We start from the raw sequence: 19311 nt of genomic DNA on the forward strand, positions 1-19311 counted from the left end.
CCATCGCCATGGCGCGTCGACCGCGCCGACACCGCGCGCGCCGCGCGCTCCTCCTCCTATTGATCATCACCGCCCTCATGACCGCACTCTCGCTCAGCGCTTGCCGCAGCACCGCCTACCCCGACTCGCCGCAGTACCGCGAAGGCAGTTTCCGCAATCCGATCAAACCCAAGACCGTGGGCTGGCGCGAAATGCCGGCGATGCTCTGGCGCTTCGCCTTCGACAAGCCCGCCGACACCGTGCCGGAAACGGCGCCGCCGGTGGCGACGCTGACCCGCGAGCAATTGCTGGCCGCGCCCGACGGCAGTCTGGTGCGATTCGGCCATTCGACCGTGCTGCTGAAGCTGGACGGCGCGTTCTGGCTGACCGACCCGGTATTTTCCGAACGCGCCTCGCCGGTGCAGTGGGCCGGTCCCAAGCGCTTCCATGCGCCGCCGATGACGATCGCGCAGCTGCCGCCGATCAAGGGCGTGATCCTGTCCCACGACCACTACGACCATCTCGACAAGGCCGCGGTGCTGGAACTGGCGGCCAAGACCGAACACTTCCTGGCGCCGCTGGGCGTGGGCGACCTGCTGATCGACTGGGGCGTGGACGCGGCGAAAGTGCAGCAGCTGGATTGGTGGCAGTCGACCACGATCGACGGCGTGCGCTTCGTCTCCACGCCCTCGCAGCATTTCTCCGGGCGCGCGATGTTCGCCGACAATCCGACCCTGTGGACCTCGTGGGTGATCCGCAGTTCGTCGCTGAACCTGTATTTCAGCGGCGACACCGGCTACTTCGACGGTTTCAAGGCGATCGGCGAGAAGTACGGCCCGTTCGATCTAACCCTGCTCGAATGCGGCGCCTACAACCCGCAATGGTCGGGCGTGCACATGCTGCCGGAGCAGACCCTGCAGGCGCATCTGGATCTGCGCGGCCAGCGCCTGCTGCCGATCCACAACGGCACCTTCGACCTAGCCATGCACGCCTGGACCGACCCGATGGAACGCATCACCGCCCTGGCGCGCGACACCGGCGTGGAGACGCTGACGCCGGTGATGGGCACGCCGGTGAACCTGCACGCGCCGCCGGCGACCTCGGCATGGTGGCGCACGGCGCGTTGATCGGTCGCGCGATGCGATAAGCCACGGGTGTGCGGCCTGCGCGGTAGCTCGTAGTGGCGATGATGCGGTTGCCACCGCATCCTACGGCCTCCGACGCGGCCGTAGGATGCGGTAAGCCGCAAGGCGCACCGCATCGGCCACGATGATTCGCGATCCCGGCGATGCGCGAATCGGCGCATTCGCCGACCGCGCTTTACTCAGCCATCGCGAACAGATCGGACTGCGCGGCGTAGCCGTCCTCATCGACGAAGCCCGACAGACCCACGCCGACCAATCGATACAAGGTGTCGGCCGGATGCTCGACGCGCGCGCGCAAGGCGCAGGCGATGTCGGCCAACTCCTGTTCGCTGGCCGGCGGCGCCGGCTGGGTCAGGCTGCGGGTGAGGGTGCGGAAGTCGGCGGTCTTGAGCTTGAGCACCACCGTGCGCGCCAGCCGTCCGGGCTCGCGCCGGTAGCCGGCCCAGGTTTTCTCGGCGAGGCGGCGGATATGCGGTTCGAGTTCGTCCAGGCGCAGATCGCTGGCGAAGGTGTCCTCGGCCGAGATCTGCAGGGTCGGCCGCTCCGGTTCGACCGGGCGCTCGTCGATGCCCAGCGACAGCTCGTGCAGGCGCCGGCCCCAGCGGCCGAAGCGCTGCTCCAGCGCAGTCCCGCCCAAGGCGCGCAGGTCGGCGACCACGCGCACGCCGAGCTCGGCCAGCTTGGCCTCCATCACCTTGCCAACACCGGGCAGGCGACCCACCGGCAGGGGTTCGAGAAAGGCTTCGACCTGATGCGGGCGGATCACGAACAGGCCGTCGGGCTTGCGCCAGTCGGACGCGATCTTGGCCAGGAATTTGTTCGGCGCCACCCCGGCCGACGCGGTCAGCCGGGTCTCCGCGCGGATCGCGTCGCGGATCGCTTCGGCGGTGGCGGTGGCCGACGGCAGGCCGGTCTTGGTGCGGGTGACGTCGAGGTAGGCCTCGTCCAGCGACAAGGGTTCGATCAGGTCGGTGTGGCGGGCGAAGATCTCGCGCACCTGGCGCGAGACCGCCTTGTAGCGCACGAAATCCGGCGGCACGAACACCGCCTGCGGGCACAGGCGCTCGGCGCGCACCGCCGGCATCGCCGAGCGCACCCCGAACACGCGCGCCTCGTAGCTGGCCGCGCACACCACCGAGCGCGCGCCGCGCCAGGCCACCACCACCGGCACGCCGCGCAGGGAAGGATCGTCGCGCTGCTCGACCGACGCGTAGAACGCGTCCATGTCGACGTGCAGGACTTTACGGCTGGGGGCGGACACGGCGGCGCGGACGATGCGGAAGGCCCGCATCGTACCGCGCCGCCCCCCACGTCAGTACGTCGGCTCCAGCGCGCCGCCGGCGCTGATGCCGGCGCCGTAGGTGCCGTCGGCGAGCGAATAGATCTGCGCGTTCGGCAGCGCCGCGATCAGGGCGTTGTACGCCGCCTGCACGGAGGCCTGCCAGACCGCGGTCTCGCCGATGATGAACACGGAGTTGGGGTTGTAGTTCTGGCCCTGCAGGATCGCCACCACCGTCGGCACGTCGGCGGCCGAGAACTGGTTGTTGGCGGCGTCGTAGATCGCCAGATGGACGCCGATCACCTGGGTGCCGGCGGCGTTCTGCGCGGCGATGCCGATGCAGGAGGTGAAGGCGGTGAACTGGATCGTCGGTTGGGTGTCGCCGCCGGCGGTCGGTGCGACGTTGGCGGCGGCCGCCCACTCGCATTCGGCGATGGCCAGCGGCGCGGCACCGGCGTTGATCGTGTAGGGCATGTCGGGCTCCGTTGCGTGGAAGGGAAGCGCCGTTATCGCCGCTGATCGCGCGCGGCGGTATGCGGAAGCGGCGTGCAGACGGCGGCGTTCACGCGCTGCCGATCGCGCCCGTCGCGCTTCACGGCGCAGACGGCGCGGCGTTGTGGTCGGTATGGACACCTACGCGTCGTCGCACCCGCCCGAGCCCGCCCTGCGGCCCGCCCTCTCCGTCGTGGCGCACGCGCCGGCGGCGCTGTTCCTGGGCCTGCCCGCCCCGGCCACGCCCGCCTTCGACGCGCTGTGCGCGTTCTGCGAGGAACACCGCGTCGCGGTGCTGGCCTCGCTGCCCTGGGTCGCGGCCGAGATCGCCGGTCATGACGGGTTCGGCGCCATGCTGCGCTTCGTACGCGCCCTGGGCGGGCGCCGCGTGTACGTGCCGCGCGATCGCCATGGCTTCGCCGAGCGGCTCGGGGTCGAACTCAGCGCAGCCACCCACGCGCGCCTGCTCGCCCACGCCAGCGAGGCCGGCACGGTCGAAATCCCCTCGGCCTGGGGCGTGTTCATCGCCCTGCGCCGGATCGCGATCCGCGCCGCGATGGCCGCCGGCGACGATCTGCGCCTGGTCGCGCAGTCTTTCGGGGTCAGCGAGCGCCACCTGCGTTGCCGCTGATGCGTCGCCCGTTCACGGCCGCGACGACGGCGCGTTAATCCCTAGGCACGCTCACTTACGCAAAGGAAACCGCCATGCCCGTCGTCGTCCGCGTCTCCAACCAGAACGGCGCCATCGTGCTGCCCAACTCCGACACCTTCACCCCCGCCGGCACCCGCGCCACCGTCACCACCACCCAGCTGGACGGCGTGCTGACCGTCGGCCAGCAGTATTGGGTCGGGGTAACCGCGCCCAGCGCCAACGTCGGCAACTACACCTGCAAGTACGTGTCGGTGGACGTGATGACCTACTCGTTCGACAACCTGCTCAGTGCCTGAGCCGGGACGGGTCGTGGGGGGCCGCTTCCGGGCGGCCGCGCCCGTCCCGGCCCGGGCTCCACAGCGGTGCTGATGCCCGGCGGGATGCCGCCGCCGGGCCCATGGGCGACAATGACGGTCTGCCCACCGCACGCGCCCCTCATGACCCAGGCTCCCAGCTCCGCCGTCTCCCTCACCCGCTACCTGATCGAGGAGCAGCGCGCCGGGCGCATCAACCCGGACCTGCGCCTGCTGATCGAAGTCGTGGCCCGCGCCTGCAAGACCATCTCGATCGCGGTCGGCAAGGGCGCCCTGGGCGGCGTGCTCGGCGATGCGGGCACGCCCGGCGCGGCCAGCATGAACATCCAGGGCGAGGCGCAGAAGAAGCTCGATGTGCTCAGCAACGAGATCCTGCTCGAAGCCAACGCCTGGGGCGGCCACCTCGCCGGCCTGGCCTCGGAAGAGATGGACACCTCGCATCCGATCCCCGACGTCTATCCGCGCGGCAACTACCTGCTGCTGTTCGATCCCCTCGACGGCTCCAGCAACATCGACGTCAACATCTCGGTCGGCACCATCTTCTCGGTGCTGCGCTGCCCCGACGGCGTGACCCAGGCCCAGGACGAGCACTTCCTGCAACCGGGCACCGAACAGGTCTGCGCCGGCTACACCACTTACGGCCCGAGCACGATGCTGGTGCTGACCATCGGCAACGGCACCCACGCCTTCACTCTGGATCGCGAAGTCGGCAGCTTCGTGCTGACCACGCGCAACATGAAGATTCCGGAAGAGACCAAGGAATTCGCGGTCAACATGTCCAACCAGCGCTACTGGCAGGCGCCGATGCAGGCCTATGTGGGCGATCTGCTGGCCGGCAAGGAAGGCCCGCGCGGCAAGGACTTCAACATGCGCTGGGTCGCGTCCATGGTCGCCGACGTGCACCGCATCCTGACCCGCGGCGGCATCTTCAGCTATCCGCTCGACGCCAAGTGCGCCGCGCAAGGCGGCAAGCTGCGCCTGATGTACGAGGCCAACCCGATGAGCTTCCTGGTCGAACAGGCGGGCGGCGCGGCCAGTACCGGCCGCCAGCGCATGCTGGAAGTGCAGCCCACCGGCCTGCACATGCGCGTGCCGGTGTTCCTGGGCAGCAAGCAGGAAGTCGAGACCGCGGTGCGCTACCACGCCGAGCACGACGCCCAAGCCTGACTGGGCGCGCGACAGCGCGTTCGCCGCGGATGAATCGCTACTGGCGCGATTCGTGCATGCCTCTGCGAAATCCAATCGCCGCGATGCTCGTCATCGCGGTGACCGCTCCTGGTCACCCACGGCGTTGAATACTCTTGCCCACACGGATAGCGGCGCGGCACACGCTACGGGAGGGGAGAAGCACGATGGCCAACGGTGGACCGCGCGAGCCTCATGCTCAAGATGCTCGAGGCGCGGGTAAGCACGATCCGGCAGGCACGCAAGCGGACACGCGCGAGCCATCGCCCCGAGTTTCGCGGGCACGCGAACTGATCTACGTCACCCGCGGCACCGCCGGGCGGGTGCTCTCGCTAGGATGGCTGCAACCATTGGGCTGGAACCTGCGCCGGGCCCCCGACCTGCGCAGCGTGCTGCGCATCCTGCAACGCGATGCCCGCCAGCCGCACGCGGCCCTGCTGGACCTGCGCGAGGGCTTCACCCATCACGATCTGGCCGAATTCGGGGTCGCGCTATCGGCCCACAACGTCGGCTGGGTCGCCGGCGTCGACGCCGCCCAGCTCGACCAGGAGCCGGTGCGCCGGCTGATCCGCGACTACTGCTACGACTACGTCACCCTGCCCTGCTCCGAGGCCCTGCTGAACACCATCGTCGGCCACGCCCACGGCATGGCCACCCTGGCCTGCGAGCACGGCGACACCACCAGCGAGGCCGGCTTCGACGGCATGATCGGCGAGAGCGCCGCGATGCGCGCGCTCTGCCGCACCCTGCGCAAGGCGGCGATGACCGAGGCGCCGGTATTCATCGCCGGCGAAACCGGCACCGGCAAGGAACTGGCCGCGGCCGCGGTGCACCGGCATTCGCGCCGGCACGCGCATCCGTTCGTCGCCATCAATTGCGGCGCGATCCCGCACAGCCTGGTGCAGTCGGAGCTGTTCGGTTACGAGCGCGGCGCCTTCACCGGCGCGCAGCAGCGCAAGCTGGGCCGGATCGAAATGGCCAACGGCGGCACCCTGTTCCTGGACGAGATCGGCGACCTGCCGCTGGAAAGCCAGGCCTCGCTGCTGCGCTTCCTGCAGCAGGGCAGTATCGAACGCCTGGGCGGCCACGAGCAGATCCCGATCGACGTGCGCATCATCTCGGCCACCCATCACGACCTGGAGGCGGCGGTCATCGACGGCCGCTTCCGCGCCGATCTGTTCCACCGCCTGTGCGTGCTGCGCCTGCAGCAGCCGCCGCTGCGCGACCGCGGCAGCGATATCGACCGCCTGGCCGAGCACGCGTTGCAGCGCTACTCGCAGGAGAGCCAGCGCAGCCTCAAGGGCTTCTCGCCCTGCGCGCGCCACGCCCTGCATAGCCATCCCTGGCCCGGCAACGTGCGCGAGCTGATCAACCGCGTGCGCCAGGCCGTGGTCATGGCCGAGGGCCGCCTGATCACCGCCGCCGACCTGCACATCGACAGCGCTACGACCGCTCCTCCGCTGACGCTGGACGAAATCCGCGATGCGGCGACCAAGGATGCGATCGAACGCGCGCTGCGGCGCAATCGCGGCCGCCTGGTCGATGCCGCGCGCGAGCTCTCGGTGTCGCGGGTCACGCTGTACCGGTTGATGCTGCGGCATGGTCTGCGCGTCGGCGACGATCCGGGGACGCCGGATACGATCGGTGTGGCGTAGTGCCTGGAGCCGTTCGCGACGGGCTAGTGCGACGCGAGGTTCGTGCCAGCCATTCAAATAGTTGATTTGACTAGTTTTTTACGTGAAACGGCCCGTCTGCGCCGGCGTTCGGCGACATAAATGCTTCGTTGTCGGTACGTAGAAATGGCACAACGCCGGTGGCGTGTGAGTGCTTTTCCTATGGATCAGTGAGCCCTGGCCTCGTTACGTGATGCACTCCCGCACGAGCTTTCGATGTTGCGTTTTCGCAACGTCGATTCGGCATGCGAGGATGCCGCTTTCCCGATCCATAGCGTAGAGCCGCGCATGACCGACGCCCCGCCGCAGGACGCCCTGAACGATTTCATCGAGGTCTATCCGCAGGCGCTGGACCGCGCGACCTGCGCGGCACTGCTGCAACGCTTCGACGCCAGCCGCGACGCCGTGCCCGGCCGCGTCGGCGGCGGCGTGCTGCCCGAACTCAAGGACAGCCGCGATCTCACCATCAGCGGCCGCGAGGATTGGCGCGACGCCGAGTCGCAGTTGAACCAGGCTGTGTTCAAGGGCCTGCTGCGCTACCTGCGCCGCTACCCGCACACCCTGATCGCCCCGTTGATGCTGGAAGTGCCCGGCGCCGACGGCCAGGGCCGCCACCGTCTCACCGGCGAGCGCCTGGCCGCGATGGACGACGCCTCGCTGGCGCCGGTGGTGCAGACCGTGATGCGCCCCGGCGCGATCAACCTGCAGCGCTACACCGCCGACCGCGGCGGCTATCCCTACTGGCATTGCGAGCTGTTCCCGCGCGACCCCAACGCCGAAACCCTGCACCGCCACCTGCTGTGGACGATCTACCTCAACGACGGCTTCGAGCAGGGCGAGACCGAATTCCTCTACCAGCAGCGCAAGATCGCGCCGCGCGTCGGCGATCTGCTGATCGCGCCGGCCGCCTTCACCCACACCCACCGCGGCAACCGGCCCAAGGGCGGCGACAAGTACATCGCGACCAGTTGGATTTTGTTTCAGCGGGCCGAGCGCTTGTATGGCGGAGGATGAGCGAACGGCCGCTTTCGGCGACCGCGAGCCCAATCACAGCGCCGTGACTTCGTACTGAAATCCACGGCAACCTCCACGCATGGCGGTGCGGCGAATGCCTGAACTCAATGACCTGTTGTTGAAAGCTGCCCGCGAAGGAGACGAAGCGGCGGCTCGTCTCGCCATCGACGGTGGCGCCGCGATCGACGCGACGAACGGCGTAGGATCGACGCCACTCGTCTACGCGGCCACCAACGGCCACGAAGCGCTGGTCAGACGATTGATCGCCGCCGGCGCCGACATCGCGCACCGTACGGATTTCGGGCAGACCGCGCTGCACCAAGCCGCCGCCTGGCAGCATCCGGCCATCGTCGAAATCCTGCTCGATGCCGGCGCCGCGATCGACAGCGTGAGCGATACCGGCATCACCGCCTTGATGATCGCAGCGGCGCGAGGGAACATGCCGCTGGTCCACCTGCTGCTGGAGCGCGGCGCAGCCGTCAACCACCGCGACGCCGACGGCTTCAATGCCTGGGCGTGCGCAGCGGAGAAAGGTAACGGCGAGATCGCAGCGCTCCTGATCGAGAGAGGGGCCGAGCCGTTTATCCTGGAATAGGACCGACTCACCGGCTGCGCCTGCGCTTAGCCAGACCTTCCATGGCGGTGCGGAAGTCGGAACCACTCCTCATGCCGGCTCCGTCAGCGGCATCGATTCATTCGTTGAGCCATACGACCCATGACCGACATTGCCTTCAGCAAAGACGAAAAGGCGCTCATCGTCCGCAAGATCCAGCTGTACTTCTCCGAGGAACTCAAGCAGCCGATCGGCCAGTTCGACGCCCAGTTCCTGCTCGACTTCGTGTCCCGGGAACTGGGCGCGTACTACTACAACCGCGGCCTGTACGATGCCCAGGCGGCGTTGAACGCCAAACTCGAAGACGTGCAAGACGCCATCTATCAGCTTGAGCAGCACACCGACTTCAGAAGGTGAGCCTGTGGACCGCCTGTTCGAACCGAAGTCGCCCTGGTCGAATCCGTCGATGCTCCCTGGGAAAGCTTCCCGAGCGAGCTGGATCCCGATGAGAGTTGACCACCCATTCAAGCCGAACCCGCCTTACGGCTGGGCCCAGCTCAGGCGGTAGCGACCATGGCCAAGGAGTCGGCGTGGATGTTCTGGCGCAATCTGACAAAGCTGGTCGTTATCGCGATCTTCCTTGCCGCCTGCTTCTTCATGCTGGCGCGCGTCATCGGCTATGGCTCGCCTTGGCTCGGCTTGTTGCTGATGTTCTATTTCATGGCCTTGGCAAAGTTCGCCGAACCGGTGTTCGTTCTGCGCCTGCCCCGCTTTCTGCGCGCCGTGCAGCCGAGCCTGCCCGACGACCGGCTGTATCGCCGGCTGGGCGTTCGCGGATTCGGCGCGCTATTGCGTAACACGCCGCTTCGGTATCTGAACGACTCTGTGTATCGTTCTGCCGGAAGGCGAAGCCTGACGGAACTGCGGCGCCAAGCGGAGTCCGCAGAGGCGACCCATTTATGGGCCGCGATCTTGTTCACGCCGTACATCGTCTACGTGGGCGCCCGCGGGCTCGTGGCGGAAGCGATTCTGTTCGTGGCGGTGCAGATCGTGTTCAACGTCTACCCGATCCTGCATCTGCGTTTAGTTCGCGCCCGGCTGAGCAAGCTCGGGTTGCCTGTAGGCTCTCGAAAGGACGTCGCCGGGCCCGGTATCGATGGCCCCGCCTGATTCAAGTGTGGTGGAGAACGTCCGTGTTCGAGCTGCAAACTCATATCGCCGCAAGCTTCTCCACTCAGGGGCTGACGACCACCCTGGGTGCGGAGAGGCGGGCAAGACCCTGACGGTCTGTCAGGGCCGGGTGGTCGGGGAGCGGGATTCGCGCCGGGAGACGGTTGCGGTGATGCAGGCTACGATCATCAATATCCCGGGCGGTGGCTGACCGCCTGTTCCAGCGAGCCGCGAAGCGGTTTCGGCCGTTTCGAGCATTGATTGCCATCGATGGACTTCCTTATCCGCCCAGCAAGCGCATCCGACGCCGAGGAGATCAGTGGGCTGATCACCGGTTGGGCGCACCATTACCTGCAGGATCCGGCGCCCCCGGAAGCCGCTGCATTCCTGGCGACGCTGACTCCTTCGGCCACGGCCGAGCGCATTGAGGCGCCGAGTTTCCGTTACTACGTTGCGGAAGGTCCGCGCGGTCTTCTGGGCGTCATCGCCTTGCGCGAGAGCTCGCATCTCTACCACCTGTTCGTCCGCGCGGATGCTCATGGGCAGGGCATTGCCCGCGCGCTTTGGACACATGCCAAGGCCGAGTCCGGCAGCGACGCATTCGTAGTCAACTCGTCCCTGCCCGCGGTTCCGGTCTACGAGCGCTTCGGCTTCGTCGCCAGGGACACACCGCAAACGAAGAATGGCTTGGTGTACGTGCCGATGGAGTACGTGCAAGAGCTCAAGGCATTGGATGTTTCGCTGCAAAAGTAGCCACGCCTATCGTCCGAGCCGAAGCGGCTCGCGGCTTGGTCATGCCCGGCGAGATCCCGATGAATGCCAGTAGCGCAGAAGCCATCTGCTCAAGGCGTACGCGGATGGTTCAACACCAACCAGTACAGCCCGACCTGCTTCACCGCCCACACGAACTGCTCGAAATCCACCGGCTTCTGGATGTAGCTGTTCACGCCCAGGGCGTAGCTGGCTTCGACGTCGAAGGGCTCGGTGCTGGTGGTCAGCACGACGACCGGCAGGGTGCGGGTGGATTCGTTGGCGCGGATCGCCTGCAGCACTTCGCGGCCGTCGACCTTGGGCAGGTTGAGGTCCAGCAGGACGATCGACGGCAAGTCGGCGGGGTCGCGCTCGGCGTAGCGGCCGCGCGCGAACAGATAGTCCAGCGCCTCGGCGCCGTCGCCGACCACCATCAGCTTGTTGGCGACCTTGGCCTCCTCGAAGGCGAGCCGGGTCAGCTCGACGTCGTCGGGATTGTCTTCGACCAACAGGATGACCTTATGCATGCACGGTGTCCTCTACCGCCGCAGCGGTGGGCAGTTCGATAAAGAAGGTGCTGCCGACATCGGGACCCGACTGCGCGCGCAAGTGGCCGCGGTGACGGTCGACGATGCGCTTGGCGATCGCCAGGCCCAGGCCATGGCCGCCGCCCTGGTCCGGCCCGTGCAGGCGCTGGAACGGCTCGAACAATTTATGAGCATATCGCATGTCGAAACCGGCGCCGTAGTCGCGGATCGCGATACGCAGGCGGCCGTCGTCGCGTTCGCCGGAGATCTCGATCCGGATCGGATCGCGCTCGCGCGAGAACTTCCAGGCGTTGCCCATCAGCTGGGTCAGCATCAGTTTGAGCAGGCGCTCGTCGCCTTCGACGAACAAGCCGGGTTGCACCTGGATGTCGGCGCGGCGATGCGGATCGGCATCCAGCAGTTCGGCGCCGACCCAGTCCGCGAGCAGGCTCAGGTCCACGCGCGCCAGGCGCATCGTGGTCCGGGTCACGTGCGAGAGATCGTTGAGCGCGGCCAGCAGCGCGGTCATGCGGCCGGCCGCAGCGCGGATGCGGTTCAGATAATCGCGGTCGGTCTCGTCCAGGCGTTCGGCGGCGCGGTCGGCGAGCAGACCCGAGAAACTTTCGATCGAGCGCAGCGGCGCGCGCAGGTCGTGCGCGACCGCGTCGGCGAACAGCTGCAGATGGCGGTTGGACGCGTCGAGCGCATGGGCGAACTCGTCGGCGTCGCTGCGCGCCTGATCCTCGGCCGCCACCTGGGCGCCGATGTCGCGGATCTGCACCAGCAGGCAGCGCGGCGCGCCCTCCGCACTGCGCACCAGGGCGACGTTGGCGTGAGTCCAGACCGCCGCACCGTCGCGGCGTATGTAGCGTTTGCGCGCGTCCAGCGCCGGAATGGCGCCATCGGCCAAGCCTTCCAACAGACTGCTGGAAAGCGCGATGTCGTCGGGGTGTGTGAATTCGGCGGTGGTCCGGCCGACCATCTCGGCGGAGCTGTAGCCCAGCAGGCTTTCGAGGGCCGGATTGATCTCGACCCAGCGCCCCTGCAGATCGACGATGGCCATACCGATGCCGGAGGCCCGCATCGCCATGCGAAAACGGTCCTCGCCCGTTTCGTGAGCGGCGGCTTCGGTCATTCTTTGCGGACTCGGAGTTCCTCTGGCGGGCAAGTGTAACGGCTGCGACCGTGATGGCGCGGTGCAGGCAGGGCTCTGCGCTGAACCGCCAACAACCGCCACGACGCGGTGCGCCAAGGGGCGCATGCCCCCGGCCGATAGGACTCAGAACAGTTCGCCCTGGGGCGAATCCGGGCGCGGCGCCACGAACTGGCTGGTGTCCAGCGCCGGCAGCCGGCCGTAGCCGATCCGGCGCCAGGCCTTGCTGAAACGCTGTTCGATCAGCTGTGCGAACGGCCCCTCGCCGCGCATGCGCTTGCCGTAGGCGCTGTCGTAGTCCTTGCCGCCGCTCATCTGCCGGACCAGGCTCATCACGTGCTCGGCGCGGTCGGGATAGTGCAAAGCCAGCCATTCGCGCCAGATCGTCTTGAGCTCGTGCGGCAGGCGCAGGACCACGTAGCCGGCCGCGCGCGCACCGGCCTCGTGAGCGGCGGCCAGGATGTGCTCAAGCTCGGCGTCGTTGATCATCGGGATCATCGGCGCCGCCATCACCCCGACCGGCACCCCGGCGTCGGCGAGTTCGCGCATCGCGCGCAAACGCGCGTGCGGGGCAGAGGCGCGCGGCTCCATCTTCGACGACAGGTGGTTGTCCAAGGTGGTGACCGAGAAGTACACGGTGACCAGCCCGCGCCGGGCCATCGGCGCGATCAGGTCGAGGTCGCGGACCACGCCGGCGTTCTTGGTGATCAGGCTGAAAGGGTGCGAGCACTCGCTGAGCACTTCGATCAGCGAACGCGTGATCTTGTAGCGGCGTTCTATCGGCTGATAGGAGTCGGTGTTGATGCCCAGCGCGATCGGCGCGCATCGGTACGACCGCCGCGCGAGTTCGGCGCGCAGGCGCTCGGCGGCGTTGGTCTTGGCGTAGAGCTTGGTCTCGAAGTCCAGGCCCGGCGACAGCTCCAGATAGGCGTGCGAAGGCCGGGCGAAGCAGTACACGCAACCGTGCTCGCAGCCGCGGTAGGGATTGATCGACTGGCCGAAGGCGATGTCCGGCGATTCGTTGCGGCTGACGATGCTGCGCGCGCGCTCTTCGGTGACCTGGGTGTCCGGCCGCGATTGTTCGTCGGCCGCGTCGTGAAGCGAACCCCAGCCGTCGTCCTCGCCCTGCGCGGTGGTGACCGCGTAACGGCCGGGCACGTAGGACGCCGCACCGCGGCCTTTGATCGCGGCGGGCTGGATCGAGAGCTGGGATCGGCGGGCGTCGTCCATGCCGCCAGGCTACGCCGCGAGCGTCGCAGGCGGTGCGACGGGGCTGAACAGGGCTCGCGGGGAACGCTTGGTTCGACCGCTCCGGCGCGCCGCCCTCACTCGATCGCGAACGTCACGTCCACCGATGCGGTCACGCTGATCTGCCCGACCGACAAGGTCGCCCCGTCCGCGCTTTCGCCACCGCCGCCGTTCTGCACGGTGTTCTGCATCATCTGGCCGCGGTTGCCGCCCCAGGACGCGCCGCCGCGCCACCAGCCGCCGGCATAGGATTCGGACACGCTCTGCACGGCGCCGCGGCGCGCGCCGAGTCCGGAGGTCAGCGCGTCGGCCTTTTCCTTCGCTGCCTGCACCGCCAGCGCGCGTGCGGCGTCGCGATGCTTGCGTAGTTGCGAGGTGCGGAACTCGACGCCATGGATGTACTGCACGCCATTGTCGAGCAGGCCGGCGAGCACCGCCTCGTAGTCGCCGACCCGGGTCAGTCGGATGCCGATGTTCTTGCGCACCACATAGACCACCGGCGTCACGCGCGAGCGCTCGCGTGCGGCGCGACTGGTGTCGTCGTCCTCGAACTGGGGTTCGATGCTGACGAAATCGGTCTGCACGTCCTTGCTGGGCACACCGCTGCGGGCGAGAAAGGCCAAGGCCGCCGCCACACGCTCGTCGTTGAGGCGTTTGGCCGGAGCGAGCTCGACGTCGCGGGTCTCGACCCCGACGTTGAGCAGGATTTCGTCGGGGGCGACCTTGATTTCGGCGCTGCCGGACACGTTGACGCTGCGCGCGGCAGCGGCGCCCACATGCGTTTGCGCCGCGGCGGGCAGCAGCGGGCAAGCCAACAGGATCGGCAACAGCAGCGATGCGATTTTCATGCGAGGAAGTCCTGGTCGGATGGGAGAGTCGGCGGGTGCGCGCCGGATCTGTCCGCCGCGCCCCCAGGACGTCGCTCGCTCACGGCGCGGTCGCCGTGCCCTTGCCCGTCCGCGCCATGCTGCCTGACGTACGTGCCGGCAGGCCCGGCTCGCATCGTACCGCTCGCGGGGCGGCCCGCACTTTGCGCCGCTATCGCCGGCCCGGGACGGGAGATCGTGGCGGGCGTACGCCGCGCCGAAGCGCAAAGCGAGGCCGCCCGCGTTCGCGCCGGCATAGACGCCGAGCTGGACGCTGTCGGCCTCCACCGATGTCCTGCCCTGCGGCGACGACACCGGACCTTACGGCTTTGCGCCGAAGCGAATGCGACTTAGTCTAGCGACGGCACGCGCAGCCTGTTCCGATGCCGCGGCCGCCCCAGGATAGGACCGATGATGGATACGCTCAAACAAGCCTGGGAGGCGATTACGGCGATCCCGCACCTGGGCTTGTACCTCACGCTCGGCTGGGCCGCGTACCTGATCGGGCTGGGCTTGTGGATCGTGCTGCAGAAGCGCGAGCCGGTGGCGACGATCAGTTGGCTGGTCAGCCTGGCCGCCCTGCCCTACCTGGGCTTCTTCATCTACTACCTGCTCGGTCCGCAGCGGATCCACCGCCAGCGTCTGCGCCGGGTGCGCGCGCGTGCGTCGCTGCCGGCGGCGTTGCCGGGGCTGTCGTCGTCGCCGGAGGCGGTCGAACTGGCGAAGCTGGCGCAGGCGACCACCGGTCTGCCGCCGACCACGGCCACCCAGGCGCGTCTGCTGATCGACGGCGGCGCCAAGTACGCGGCCTTGCTGGAAGCGGTGGCGCAGGCGCGCGAGCACATCCATCTGGAGTATTACATCTTCCAGCCCGACGCCTGCGGCGCGGCGCTGCGCGATGCCCTGGTCGAGCGAGCGCGCGCAGGCGTACAGGTGCGCCTGCTGCTGGACGCGGTCGGTTCGGGCTCGACGTCCAACCGCTTCCTGCAATCGCTGGTCGACGCCGGCGGCGAAGTCGCCTGGTTCCATCCGATGAAGCTGCGCTGGTTCTGGAAGCGGCCGTGGTTGAACCTGCGCACGCATCGCAAGATCGTGGTGATCGACGGCCGGGTCGGTTTCACCGGCGGCATCAACATCACCGACGAGGAAGACGAGCGCATCCGCAAGGACGCCTACCGTGACCTGCACCTGCGCCTGGAAGGCGACATCGTGCGCGAGCTGCAGTTGGTGTTCGTCGAGGACTGGGCCTACGCCACCGGCCAGCCGCCGCTGCGCTTGACCCACCCCGCGCCGCAGCCGGGCGAGATCGCCGCGCAGGTGCTGGTGTCGGGTCCGGATTCGTCGTGGGAGGCGATCCACCGCCTGCACGTCGGCGCGATCTACGCCGCGCGCGAACGGGTCTGGCTGGTCACGCCCTATTTCGTGCCCGGCGAGGCCGCGCGCATGGCCCTGACCTCGGCCGCGCTGGGCGGACTGGACGTGCGCCTGCTGGTGCCGCGGCGCAGCGACAGCCGCCTGGTCACCTACGCCGCGCGCTCGTATTTCGACGAACTGCTCGAGGCCGGCGTCAAGATCCACGAATACGGCCCGCGCATGCTGCATACCAAGGCCCTGCTGTGCGACGAGGACCTGGCCATCATCGGCAGCGCGAACTTCGATCACCGCAGTTTCCGGCTGAATTTCGAGATTTCGGTGATGTTCCACGACGGGCCGCTGGCGGCGGAGCTGGCCCACCTGATCCAGGCCGAATGCAGCTACGCCCCGCGCGTGCGCGCCGACCGCGAGCAGCCGCTGTGGCGCCGGCGGTTGCCCGAGGCGCTGGCGCGGCTGGTGTCGCCGCTGCTGTGAACGCGCACTGGGTCACGTCGCGTACGACGGGCGGTCGTGGCGGCACCATCATCGGGCTGTAGCCCGGCGACCGGCGCGCTACACTCGCGGCGACTGGCAACCACCTACCGACGGGAGCACCGCCGCCATGTATTGGCTGTTTCTGCTGCTGGCCCTGGCCGCGCTCGTAATCGCTTTCAAGACTTCCTCGGGCGTGCTGCTCGTGGTCTGCCTGCTGGCCTCGCTGGGCTTTTTCCTGGCCTGGGTGCTGGGCCTGGTGGCCGCGCGCATCGGCAGCCAGAGCCGCGACGAGGGCATGATGCTGGACCCGGCCGAGCTGCGCCGCCTGCGCGAGCAGGCCGAGGCGCGCAAGCTCGCCGCAGCGTCGTCGCAGCCGGCGTCGTCGGAGCCGCAGCAGCAGCGCTGAGGCCTGGTTCGGCAGGCTTGGGAAACCGGTCGCCGCGCCCTAGACTGCGCGCATGACCGTACTCAGCGTCAACGTCAACAAGATCGCCGTGCTGCGCAATTCGCGCGGCGGCAACGACCCGGACGTGGTCGGCGCCGCGCGTGCCTGCCTCGATGCCGGCGCCCATGGCATCACCGTGCATCCGCGTCCCGACGCGCGCCACATCCGCGACTACGACGTGATGGCGCTGGCGCAGCTCACCCGCGAGCGCGCGGTCGAGTTCAACCTGGAAGGCAATCCCTTCGCGCCGCCGCGCGCGGGCTATCCGGGCTTCCTCGCCCTGTGCGCGCAGGCGCGGCCGGCGCAGGCGACCCTGGTGCCGGACGGCGACGGCCAGCTGACCTCGGACCACGGTTTCGATTTCCGCCGCGACGGCGAATCGCTGCGACCGCTGATCGGCGAGCTCAAGGCCATGGGCTGCCGGGTCAGCGTGTTCGCCGATGCCGGTTCCGATGGCTTCGAGATCGCCGCGGCGATCGGCGCCGACCGGGTCGAGCTCTACACCGGTCCCTACGCCGAAGCGCATGCGCGCGGCGATGCCGGCACGGCCCTGGCGTTGTTCGCCGATGCCGCCCGGCGCGCGCAGGCCGCCGGCCTGGGCGTGAACGCCGGCCACGACCTCAACCAGGCCAATCTGGGCGAGTTCCTGCGCGCAGTGCCGCAGGTGCTGGAAGTGTCGATCGGCCACGCCCTGATCGGCGAGGCCCTGTATGCGGGCCTGGACGCGACGGTGCGGGCCTACCTGCGACTGCTGTAGGCCGCACCGCGCGCTCGCGCCGCGGTCACTGCAGGGCGATGTTCTTCAGGCCGCTTTCCTTGGCCGCGGACACCGCGGTGGCGAAGCCCTGGTAGTCCGCATCGGCGTTGGCCGCGATCTCCAGCACGGTACGCGGGGCTCGGCCGGCCAGGGTGTCGAGGGCGTCTTGCAGCGACACCGCGGCGACCGCTTGGCCGTCGAGCACATAGCTGCCGTCGACCTGGACCGACAACTGCACGCGCGGTGGCGGAGCTTCCGCGGTCGGCGGCGTGGCCACCGGCAAATTCAGGTTCAAGGTGCCGGTCATCACCGGCGCGGCCACCATGAAGATCACCAGCAGCACCAGCATCACGTCGACCAGCGGGGTGATGTTGATTTCGGCGACGGCGCGGGCGTCGTTACGGGACGGGGAATCGAAATACGCGGAGACGGCCATTGCACTACCCCCACTGGGCGGAATGCCCGGTTCCACGCTAAACCGGTTCCGGCCCGGCTGGCAAGAGCGCAAAAAAAACGCCGCCCGGAGGCGGCGTTTTCACGACGGTAAGCGTCAAACTTGTCGATCGGTCAGTCGTTCTGCACGAAGCCGATCTTTTCCATATTGGCGTTCTTTGCCTTCGCCAGCACCTTGGCGAGGATGCCGTAATCGGCATCGGTGCTGACGTCGATCTCCAGCATCGGCTGGTTGGTGGGCTCACGCTGGACTTCGACTTCCATCATGCTCTGGAGCGCCGTGATCGGTTGCGGCGTGTCGTTCCAGAAGACCTGACCCGAGGCGTCGATCCGCAGGCGGATCGGCTCCTTCGGCGGAGTCGGGGGCGGCGGCGTGGTCGTGCGCTGCGGCAGGTTGACTTCGATCGGATAAGACATCACGGGCGCCGTCACCATGAAGATGATCAGCAGCACCAGCATCACGTCCACCAGGGGCGTGACGTTGATGTCAGCCATCGGAGCGCCTGCACCGGAGCCGGAACTGAAAGCCATAAATAGTCTCCGTTTGCCTTAGCGTTCTTTGATCGCTACGAAGCCGACCTTACGCATGCCTTGGCCCTGCGCAATCTTCACCACTTCTTGCACGATGCGGTATTTGGTCGTCTTGTCACCGCGGACGTTGATCTGCGGTTGCGGCGTCTTCTGAGCCTCGATCGACAGCCGGCTCTCGAGCAGGTCCTTGGTGATCGGTTCGTCGTTCCAGAACAACGAACCGTCTTCCTTGACCGCCAGAGTGATCGGCGGAGTCGGGGGCGCGGTGGCCGCCGGCTTGTTGAGGGTGGCTTCGGGCAATTCGACCTTGACCTTATGCGACATCAGAGGCGCCGTGATCATGAAGATGATCAGCAGCACCAGCATCACGTCCACGAGGGGCGTGACGTTGATCTGTGCCATCGGGCCGCCGCTGTCGCTGTCTGTACTGAAGGCCATGTCCGAACTCCAACTACTACAAGTAAGGTGAAGACGTCGCGGTTAGGCGACTTAGCGCTTCGCGGCCAGTTCGCCGACGCGCGAACCGGTAGCGAAGAAGTCGTGCAGGTCGTGCGCGAACGTATCGAACTTGTTGTTCGTAACGCGGTTCAGGCGCACGAAGAAGTTGTACGCGAGCACCGCCGGGATGGCGACGAACAGACCGATGGCGGTCATGATCAGCGCCTCGCCGACCGGGCCGGCGACGGCGTCGATCGAAGCCTGGCCGGTCGCACCGATCTTGATCAGGGCGTGGTAGATGCCCCACACGGTGCCGAGCAGACCGACGAACGGTGCGGTCGAACCCACGGTGGCGAGCACGGTCAGGCCGCTTTCCAGACGCGAGCTTTCGCGGGTCACACCCTGACGCAGGGCGCGATCGACGAACTCGGAACGGTTGAGCGACTCGACCAGGCGCGAACCTTCGTGGCGCTGGTGGTGAGCGGCAGCCTGGGCGGCATCGAGCGCGATCTTGGAGAACGGCTCGCTACGCGACTGCTCTTCCATGAAGCGGATGGCGTCCTGCGCGTTGGGGGTTTCCCAGAACGTGCTGACGACGCGGTCGGAACTGCCGCGAAGACGCAGGTTCTTCACGAAGTTCACGACGATCCAGTAGACCGACAGGATCGACATGATCGCGAGCGTGAGGAACACGACCCAGCCGACCAGGTCGAAGTTTTGCAACAGATGGGCAAAGCTCATCTGCTGGAGGGCTTCGGCGTTGGAGCCCCCGGCAGTAGCAGCGGTGGTGGTTTCCTGCAGCATGACGCTTACCTTTGAATGTCGTGGATAAGGAAAGA

The 19311-nt window shown here is 67.8% G+C and carries 23 protein-coding genes; 13 read left to right on the forward strand and 10 right to left on the reverse strand.

The genetic code is table 11. The annotated features are described in order from the left end of the window. Window positions 1-77: 77 nt before the first annotated feature. Window positions 78-1106, forward strand: a complete 1029-nt coding sequence (locus ASD78_RS11275) for an MBL fold metallo-hydrolase (RefSeq protein ID WP_082575574.1) — start codon at window positions 78-80, stop codon at window positions 1104-1106. A 193-nt stretch (window positions 1107-1299) separates the two neighbouring features. On the opposite strand, the gene dinB is transcribed toward ASD78_RS11275, so the two are convergent. Both dinB and ASD78_RS11285 read right to left on the reverse strand, forming a co-directional pair. Continuing rightward, window positions 1300-2415, reverse strand: coding sequence for a DNA polymerase IV (gene dinB, locus ASD78_RS11280; protein ID WP_056101379.1), 1116 nt, complete (start codon window positions 2413-2415; stop codon window positions 1300-1302). Window positions 2416-2436: 21 nt separating this feature from the next. Beyond that, window positions 2437-2877, reverse strand: a complete 441-nt coding sequence (locus ASD78_RS11285; protein ID WP_055905526.1) for a hypothetical protein — start codon at window positions 2875-2877, stop codon at window positions 2437-2439. Window positions 2878-3028: 151 nt separating this feature from the next. Between ASD78_RS11285 and ASD78_RS11290 the strand changes: the two genes are divergently transcribed. The 9 genes from ASD78_RS11290 (at window position 3029) to ASD78_RS11330 (ending at window position 10209) form a co-directional block, all read left to right on the forward strand. Beyond that, on the forward strand, window positions 3029-3526 hold the full coding sequence (locus ASD78_RS11290) for a hypothetical protein (RefSeq protein ID WP_055905529.1): 498 nt from the start codon (window positions 3029-3031) through the stop codon (window positions 3524-3526). 74 nt (window positions 3527-3600) lie between these two features. Then, window positions 3601-3843, forward strand: coding sequence for a hypothetical protein (locus ASD78_RS11295; protein WP_055905534.1), 243 nt, complete (start codon window positions 3601-3603; stop codon window positions 3841-3843). Between the two features lie 141 nt (window positions 3844-3984). Next, window positions 3985-5028, forward strand: coding sequence for a class 1 fructose-bisphosphatase (locus ASD78_RS11300; protein WP_055905539.1), 1044 nt, complete (start codon window positions 3985-3987; stop codon window positions 5026-5028). Between the two features lie 185 nt (window positions 5029-5213). Then, window positions 5214-6701 (forward strand): sigma-54 dependent transcriptional regulator, encoded by a 1488-nt coding sequence (locus ASD78_RS11305; RefSeq protein WP_082559785.1) that lies wholly within the window; start codon window positions 5214-5216, stop codon window positions 6699-6701. Between the two features lie 306 nt (window positions 6702-7007). After that, window positions 7008-7733, forward strand: coding sequence for a 2OG-Fe(II) oxygenase (locus tag ASD78_RS11310; protein ID WP_056101382.1), 726 nt, complete (start codon window positions 7008-7010; stop codon window positions 7731-7733). A gap of 94 nt (window positions 7734-7827) precedes the next feature. Next, window positions 7828-8328, forward strand: coding sequence for an ankyrin repeat domain-containing protein (locus ASD78_RS11315; RefSeq protein ID WP_056101387.1), 501 nt, complete (start codon window positions 7828-7830; stop codon window positions 8326-8328). 120 nt (window positions 8329-8448) lie between these two features. Continuing rightward, window positions 8449-8703: a DUF2164 domain-containing protein gene (locus ASD78_RS11320; protein ID WP_056101389.1), complete on the forward strand. Its 255-nt coding sequence runs from the start codon at window positions 8449-8451 to the stop codon at window positions 8701-8703. 156 nt (window positions 8704-8859) lie between these two features. After that, entirely contained in the window at window positions 8860-9456 is a 597-nt protein-coding gene (locus ASD78_RS11325; RefSeq protein ID WP_056101392.1) for a hypothetical protein, read from the forward strand. A 270-nt stretch (window positions 9457-9726) separates the two neighbouring features. Further along, window positions 9727-10209 (forward strand): GNAT family N-acetyltransferase, encoded by a 483-nt coding sequence (locus ASD78_RS11330; protein WP_056101394.1) that lies wholly within the window; start codon window positions 9727-9729, stop codon window positions 10207-10209. A gap of 89 nt (window positions 10210-10298) precedes the next feature. On the opposite strand, the gene ASD78_RS11335 is transcribed toward ASD78_RS11330, so the two are convergent. From ASD78_RS11335 to ASD78_RS11350, 4 genes are all read right to left on the reverse strand, one after another. Next, window positions 10299-10733: a response regulator gene (locus tag ASD78_RS11335; protein WP_055905564.1), complete on the reverse strand. Its 435-nt coding sequence runs from the start codon at window positions 10731-10733 to the stop codon at window positions 10299-10301. After that, the gene (locus ASD78_RS11340) at window positions 10726-11868 is read right to left on the reverse strand and encodes an ATP-binding protein (protein WP_055905566.1); all 1143 of its coding nucleotides are present in this window, start codon (window positions 11866-11868) and stop codon (window positions 10726-10728) included. The genes ASD78_RS11335 and ASD78_RS11340 overlap by 8 nt, the downstream gene beginning before the upstream one ends. Before the next feature lie 144 nt (window positions 11869-12012). After that, window positions 12013-13116, reverse strand: a complete 1104-nt coding sequence (locus ASD78_RS11345; protein WP_055905570.1) for a PA0069 family radical SAM protein — start codon at window positions 13114-13116, stop codon at window positions 12013-12015. Window positions 13117-13211: 95 nt separating this feature from the next. Beyond that, window positions 13212-13982: an SIMPL domain-containing protein gene (locus tag ASD78_RS11350; RefSeq protein WP_056101398.1), complete on the reverse strand. Its 771-nt coding sequence runs from the start codon at window positions 13980-13982 to the stop codon at window positions 13212-13214. A gap of 429 nt (window positions 13983-14411) precedes the next feature. On the opposite strand from ASD78_RS11350, the gene cls reads away from it, so the two are divergent. The 3 genes from cls to ASD78_RS11365 all read left to right on the forward strand — a co-directional run bounded on the left by cls (window position 14412) and on the right by ASD78_RS11365 (window position 17050). Further along, entirely contained in the window at window positions 14412-15848 is a 1437-nt protein-coding gene (gene cls / locus ASD78_RS11355) for a cardiolipin synthase (RefSeq protein ID WP_056101401.1), read from the forward strand. A gap of 127 nt (window positions 15849-15975) precedes the next feature. Next, the gene (locus ASD78_RS11360; RefSeq protein WP_055905577.1) at window positions 15976-16254 is read left to right on the forward strand and encodes a hypothetical protein; all 279 of its coding nucleotides are present in this window, start codon (window positions 15976-15978) and stop codon (window positions 16252-16254) included. Between the two features lie 52 nt (window positions 16255-16306). Then, on the forward strand, window positions 16307-17050 hold the full coding sequence (locus ASD78_RS11365; protein ID WP_056101406.1) for a pyridoxine 5'-phosphate synthase: 744 nt from the start codon (window positions 16307-16309) through the stop codon (window positions 17048-17050). A 25-nt stretch (window positions 17051-17075) separates the two neighbouring features. On the opposite strand, the gene ASD78_RS11370 is transcribed toward ASD78_RS11365, so the two are convergent. The 4 genes from ASD78_RS11370 to ASD78_RS11385 all read right to left on the reverse strand — a co-directional run bounded on the left by ASD78_RS11370 (window position 17076) and on the right by ASD78_RS11385 (window position 19276). Then, complete coding sequence (locus tag ASD78_RS11370; RefSeq protein WP_056101408.1) at window positions 17076-17486, reverse strand: biopolymer transporter ExbD; 411 nt, start codon at window positions 17484-17486, stop codon at window positions 17076-17078. Between the two features lie 131 nt (window positions 17487-17617). Further along, the gene (locus tag ASD78_RS11375) at window positions 17618-18034 is read right to left on the reverse strand and encodes a biopolymer transporter ExbD (RefSeq protein WP_055905585.1); all 417 of its coding nucleotides are present in this window, start codon (window positions 18032-18034) and stop codon (window positions 17618-17620) included. 18 nt (window positions 18035-18052) lie between these two features. Then, window positions 18053-18472 (reverse strand): biopolymer transporter ExbD, encoded by a 420-nt coding sequence (locus tag ASD78_RS11380; protein ID WP_055905587.1) that lies wholly within the window; start codon window positions 18470-18472, stop codon window positions 18053-18055. 51 nt (window positions 18473-18523) lie between these two features. Beyond that, on the reverse strand, window positions 18524-19276 hold the full coding sequence (locus ASD78_RS11385; protein ID WP_055905590.1) for a MotA/TolQ/ExbB proton channel family protein: 753 nt from the start codon (window positions 19274-19276) through the stop codon (window positions 18524-18526). Between the last annotated feature and the right edge of the window lie 35 nt (window positions 19277-19311).

It is taken from the genome of Lysobacter sp. Root667 (genome assembly GCF_001427715.1).
Lineage (GTDB): Bacteria > Pseudomonadota > Gammaproteobacteria > Xanthomonadales > Xanthomonadaceae > Lysobacter.

What these genes read in the sequence shown, in the direction of transcription:
- ASD78_RS11285 (WP_055905526.1), bottom strand. Translation starts at nt 2,877, where the DNA reads ATGCCCTACACGATCAACGCCGGTGCCGCGCCGCTGGCCATCGCCGAA.
- ASD78_RS11300 (WP_055905539.1), top strand. Translation starts at nt 3,985, where the DNA reads ATGACCCAGGCTCCCAGCTCCGCCGTCTCCCTCACCCGCTACCTGATC.
- ASD78_RS11295 (WP_055905534.1), top strand. Translation starts at nt 3,601, where the DNA reads ATGCCCGTCGTCGTCCGCGTCTCCAACCAGAACGGCGCCATCGTGCTG.
- ASD78_RS11310 (WP_056101382.1), top strand. Translation starts at nt 7,008, where the DNA reads ATGACCGACGCCCCGCCGCAGGACGCCCTGAACGATTTCATCGAGGTC.
- ASD78_RS11335 (WP_055905564.1), bottom strand. Translation starts at nt 10,733, where the DNA reads ATGCATAAGGTCATCCTGTTGGTCGAAGACAATCCCGACGACGTCGAG.
- ASD78_RS11290 (WP_055905529.1), top strand. Translation starts at nt 3,029, where the DNA reads ATGGACACCTACGCGTCGTCGCACCCGCCCGAGCCCGCCCTGCGGCCC.
- ASD78_RS11360 (WP_055905577.1), top strand. Translation starts at nt 15,976, where the DNA reads ATGTATTGGCTGTTTCTGCTGCTGGCCCTGGCCGCGCTCGTAATCGCT.
- ASD78_RS11305 (WP_082559785.1), top strand. Translation starts at nt 5,214, where the DNA reads ATGGCCAACGGTGGACCGCGCGAGCCTCATGCTCAAGATGCTCGAGGC.
- ASD78_RS11365 (WP_056101406.1), top strand. Translation starts at nt 16,307, where the DNA reads ATGACCGTACTCAGCGTCAACGTCAACAAGATCGCCGTGCTGCGCAAT.
- ASD78_RS11275 (WP_082575574.1), top strand. Translation starts at nt 78, where the DNA reads ATGACCGCACTCTCGCTCAGCGCTTGCCGCAGCACCGCCTACCCCGAC.
- ASD78_RS11370 (WP_056101408.1), bottom strand. Translation starts at nt 17,486, where the DNA reads ATGGCCGTCTCCGCGTATTTCGATTCCCCGTCCCGTAACGACGCCCGC.
- ASD78_RS11330 (WP_056101394.1), top strand. Translation starts at nt 9,727, where the DNA reads ATGGACTTCCTTATCCGCCCAGCAAGCGCATCCGACGCCGAGGAGATC.
- cls (WP_056101401.1), top strand. Translation starts at nt 14,412, where the DNA reads ATGATGGATACGCTCAAACAAGCCTGGGAGGCGATTACGGCGATCCCG.
- ASD78_RS11385 (WP_055905590.1), bottom strand. Translation starts at nt 19,276, where the DNA reads ATGCTGCAGGAAACCACCACCGCTGCTACTGCCGGGGGCTCCAACGCC.
- ASD78_RS11380 (WP_055905587.1), bottom strand. Translation starts at nt 18,472, where the DNA reads ATGGCCTTCAGTACAGACAGCGACAGCGGCGGCCCGATGGCACAGATC.
- ASD78_RS11315 (WP_056101387.1), top strand. Translation starts at nt 7,828, where the DNA reads ATGCCTGAACTCAATGACCTGTTGTTGAAAGCTGCCCGCGAAGGAGAC.
- dinB (WP_056101379.1), bottom strand. Translation starts at nt 2,415, where the DNA reads ATGCGGGCCTTCCGCATCGTCCGCGCCGCCGTGTCCGCCCCCAGCCGT.
- ASD78_RS11320 (WP_056101389.1), top strand. Translation starts at nt 8,449, where the DNA reads ATGACCGACATTGCCTTCAGCAAAGACGAAAAGGCGCTCATCGTCCGC.
- ASD78_RS11325 (WP_056101392.1), top strand. Translation starts at nt 8,860, where the DNA reads ATGGCCAAGGAGTCGGCGTGGATGTTCTGGCGCAATCTGACAAAGCTG.
- ASD78_RS11350 (WP_056101398.1), bottom strand. Translation starts at nt 13,982, where the DNA reads ATGAAAATCGCATCGCTGCTGTTGCCGATCCTGTTGGCTTGCCCGCTG.
- ASD78_RS11340 (WP_055905566.1), bottom strand. Translation starts at nt 11,868, where the DNA reads ATGACCGAAGCCGCCGCTCACGAAACGGGCGAGGACCGTTTTCGCATG.
- ASD78_RS11345 (WP_055905570.1), bottom strand. Translation starts at nt 13,116, where the DNA reads ATGGACGACGCCCGCCGATCCCAGCTCTCGATCCAGCCCGCCGCGATC.
- ASD78_RS11375 (WP_055905585.1), bottom strand. Translation starts at nt 18,034, where the DNA reads ATGGCTTTCAGTTCCGGCTCCGGTGCAGGCGCTCCGATGGCTGACATC.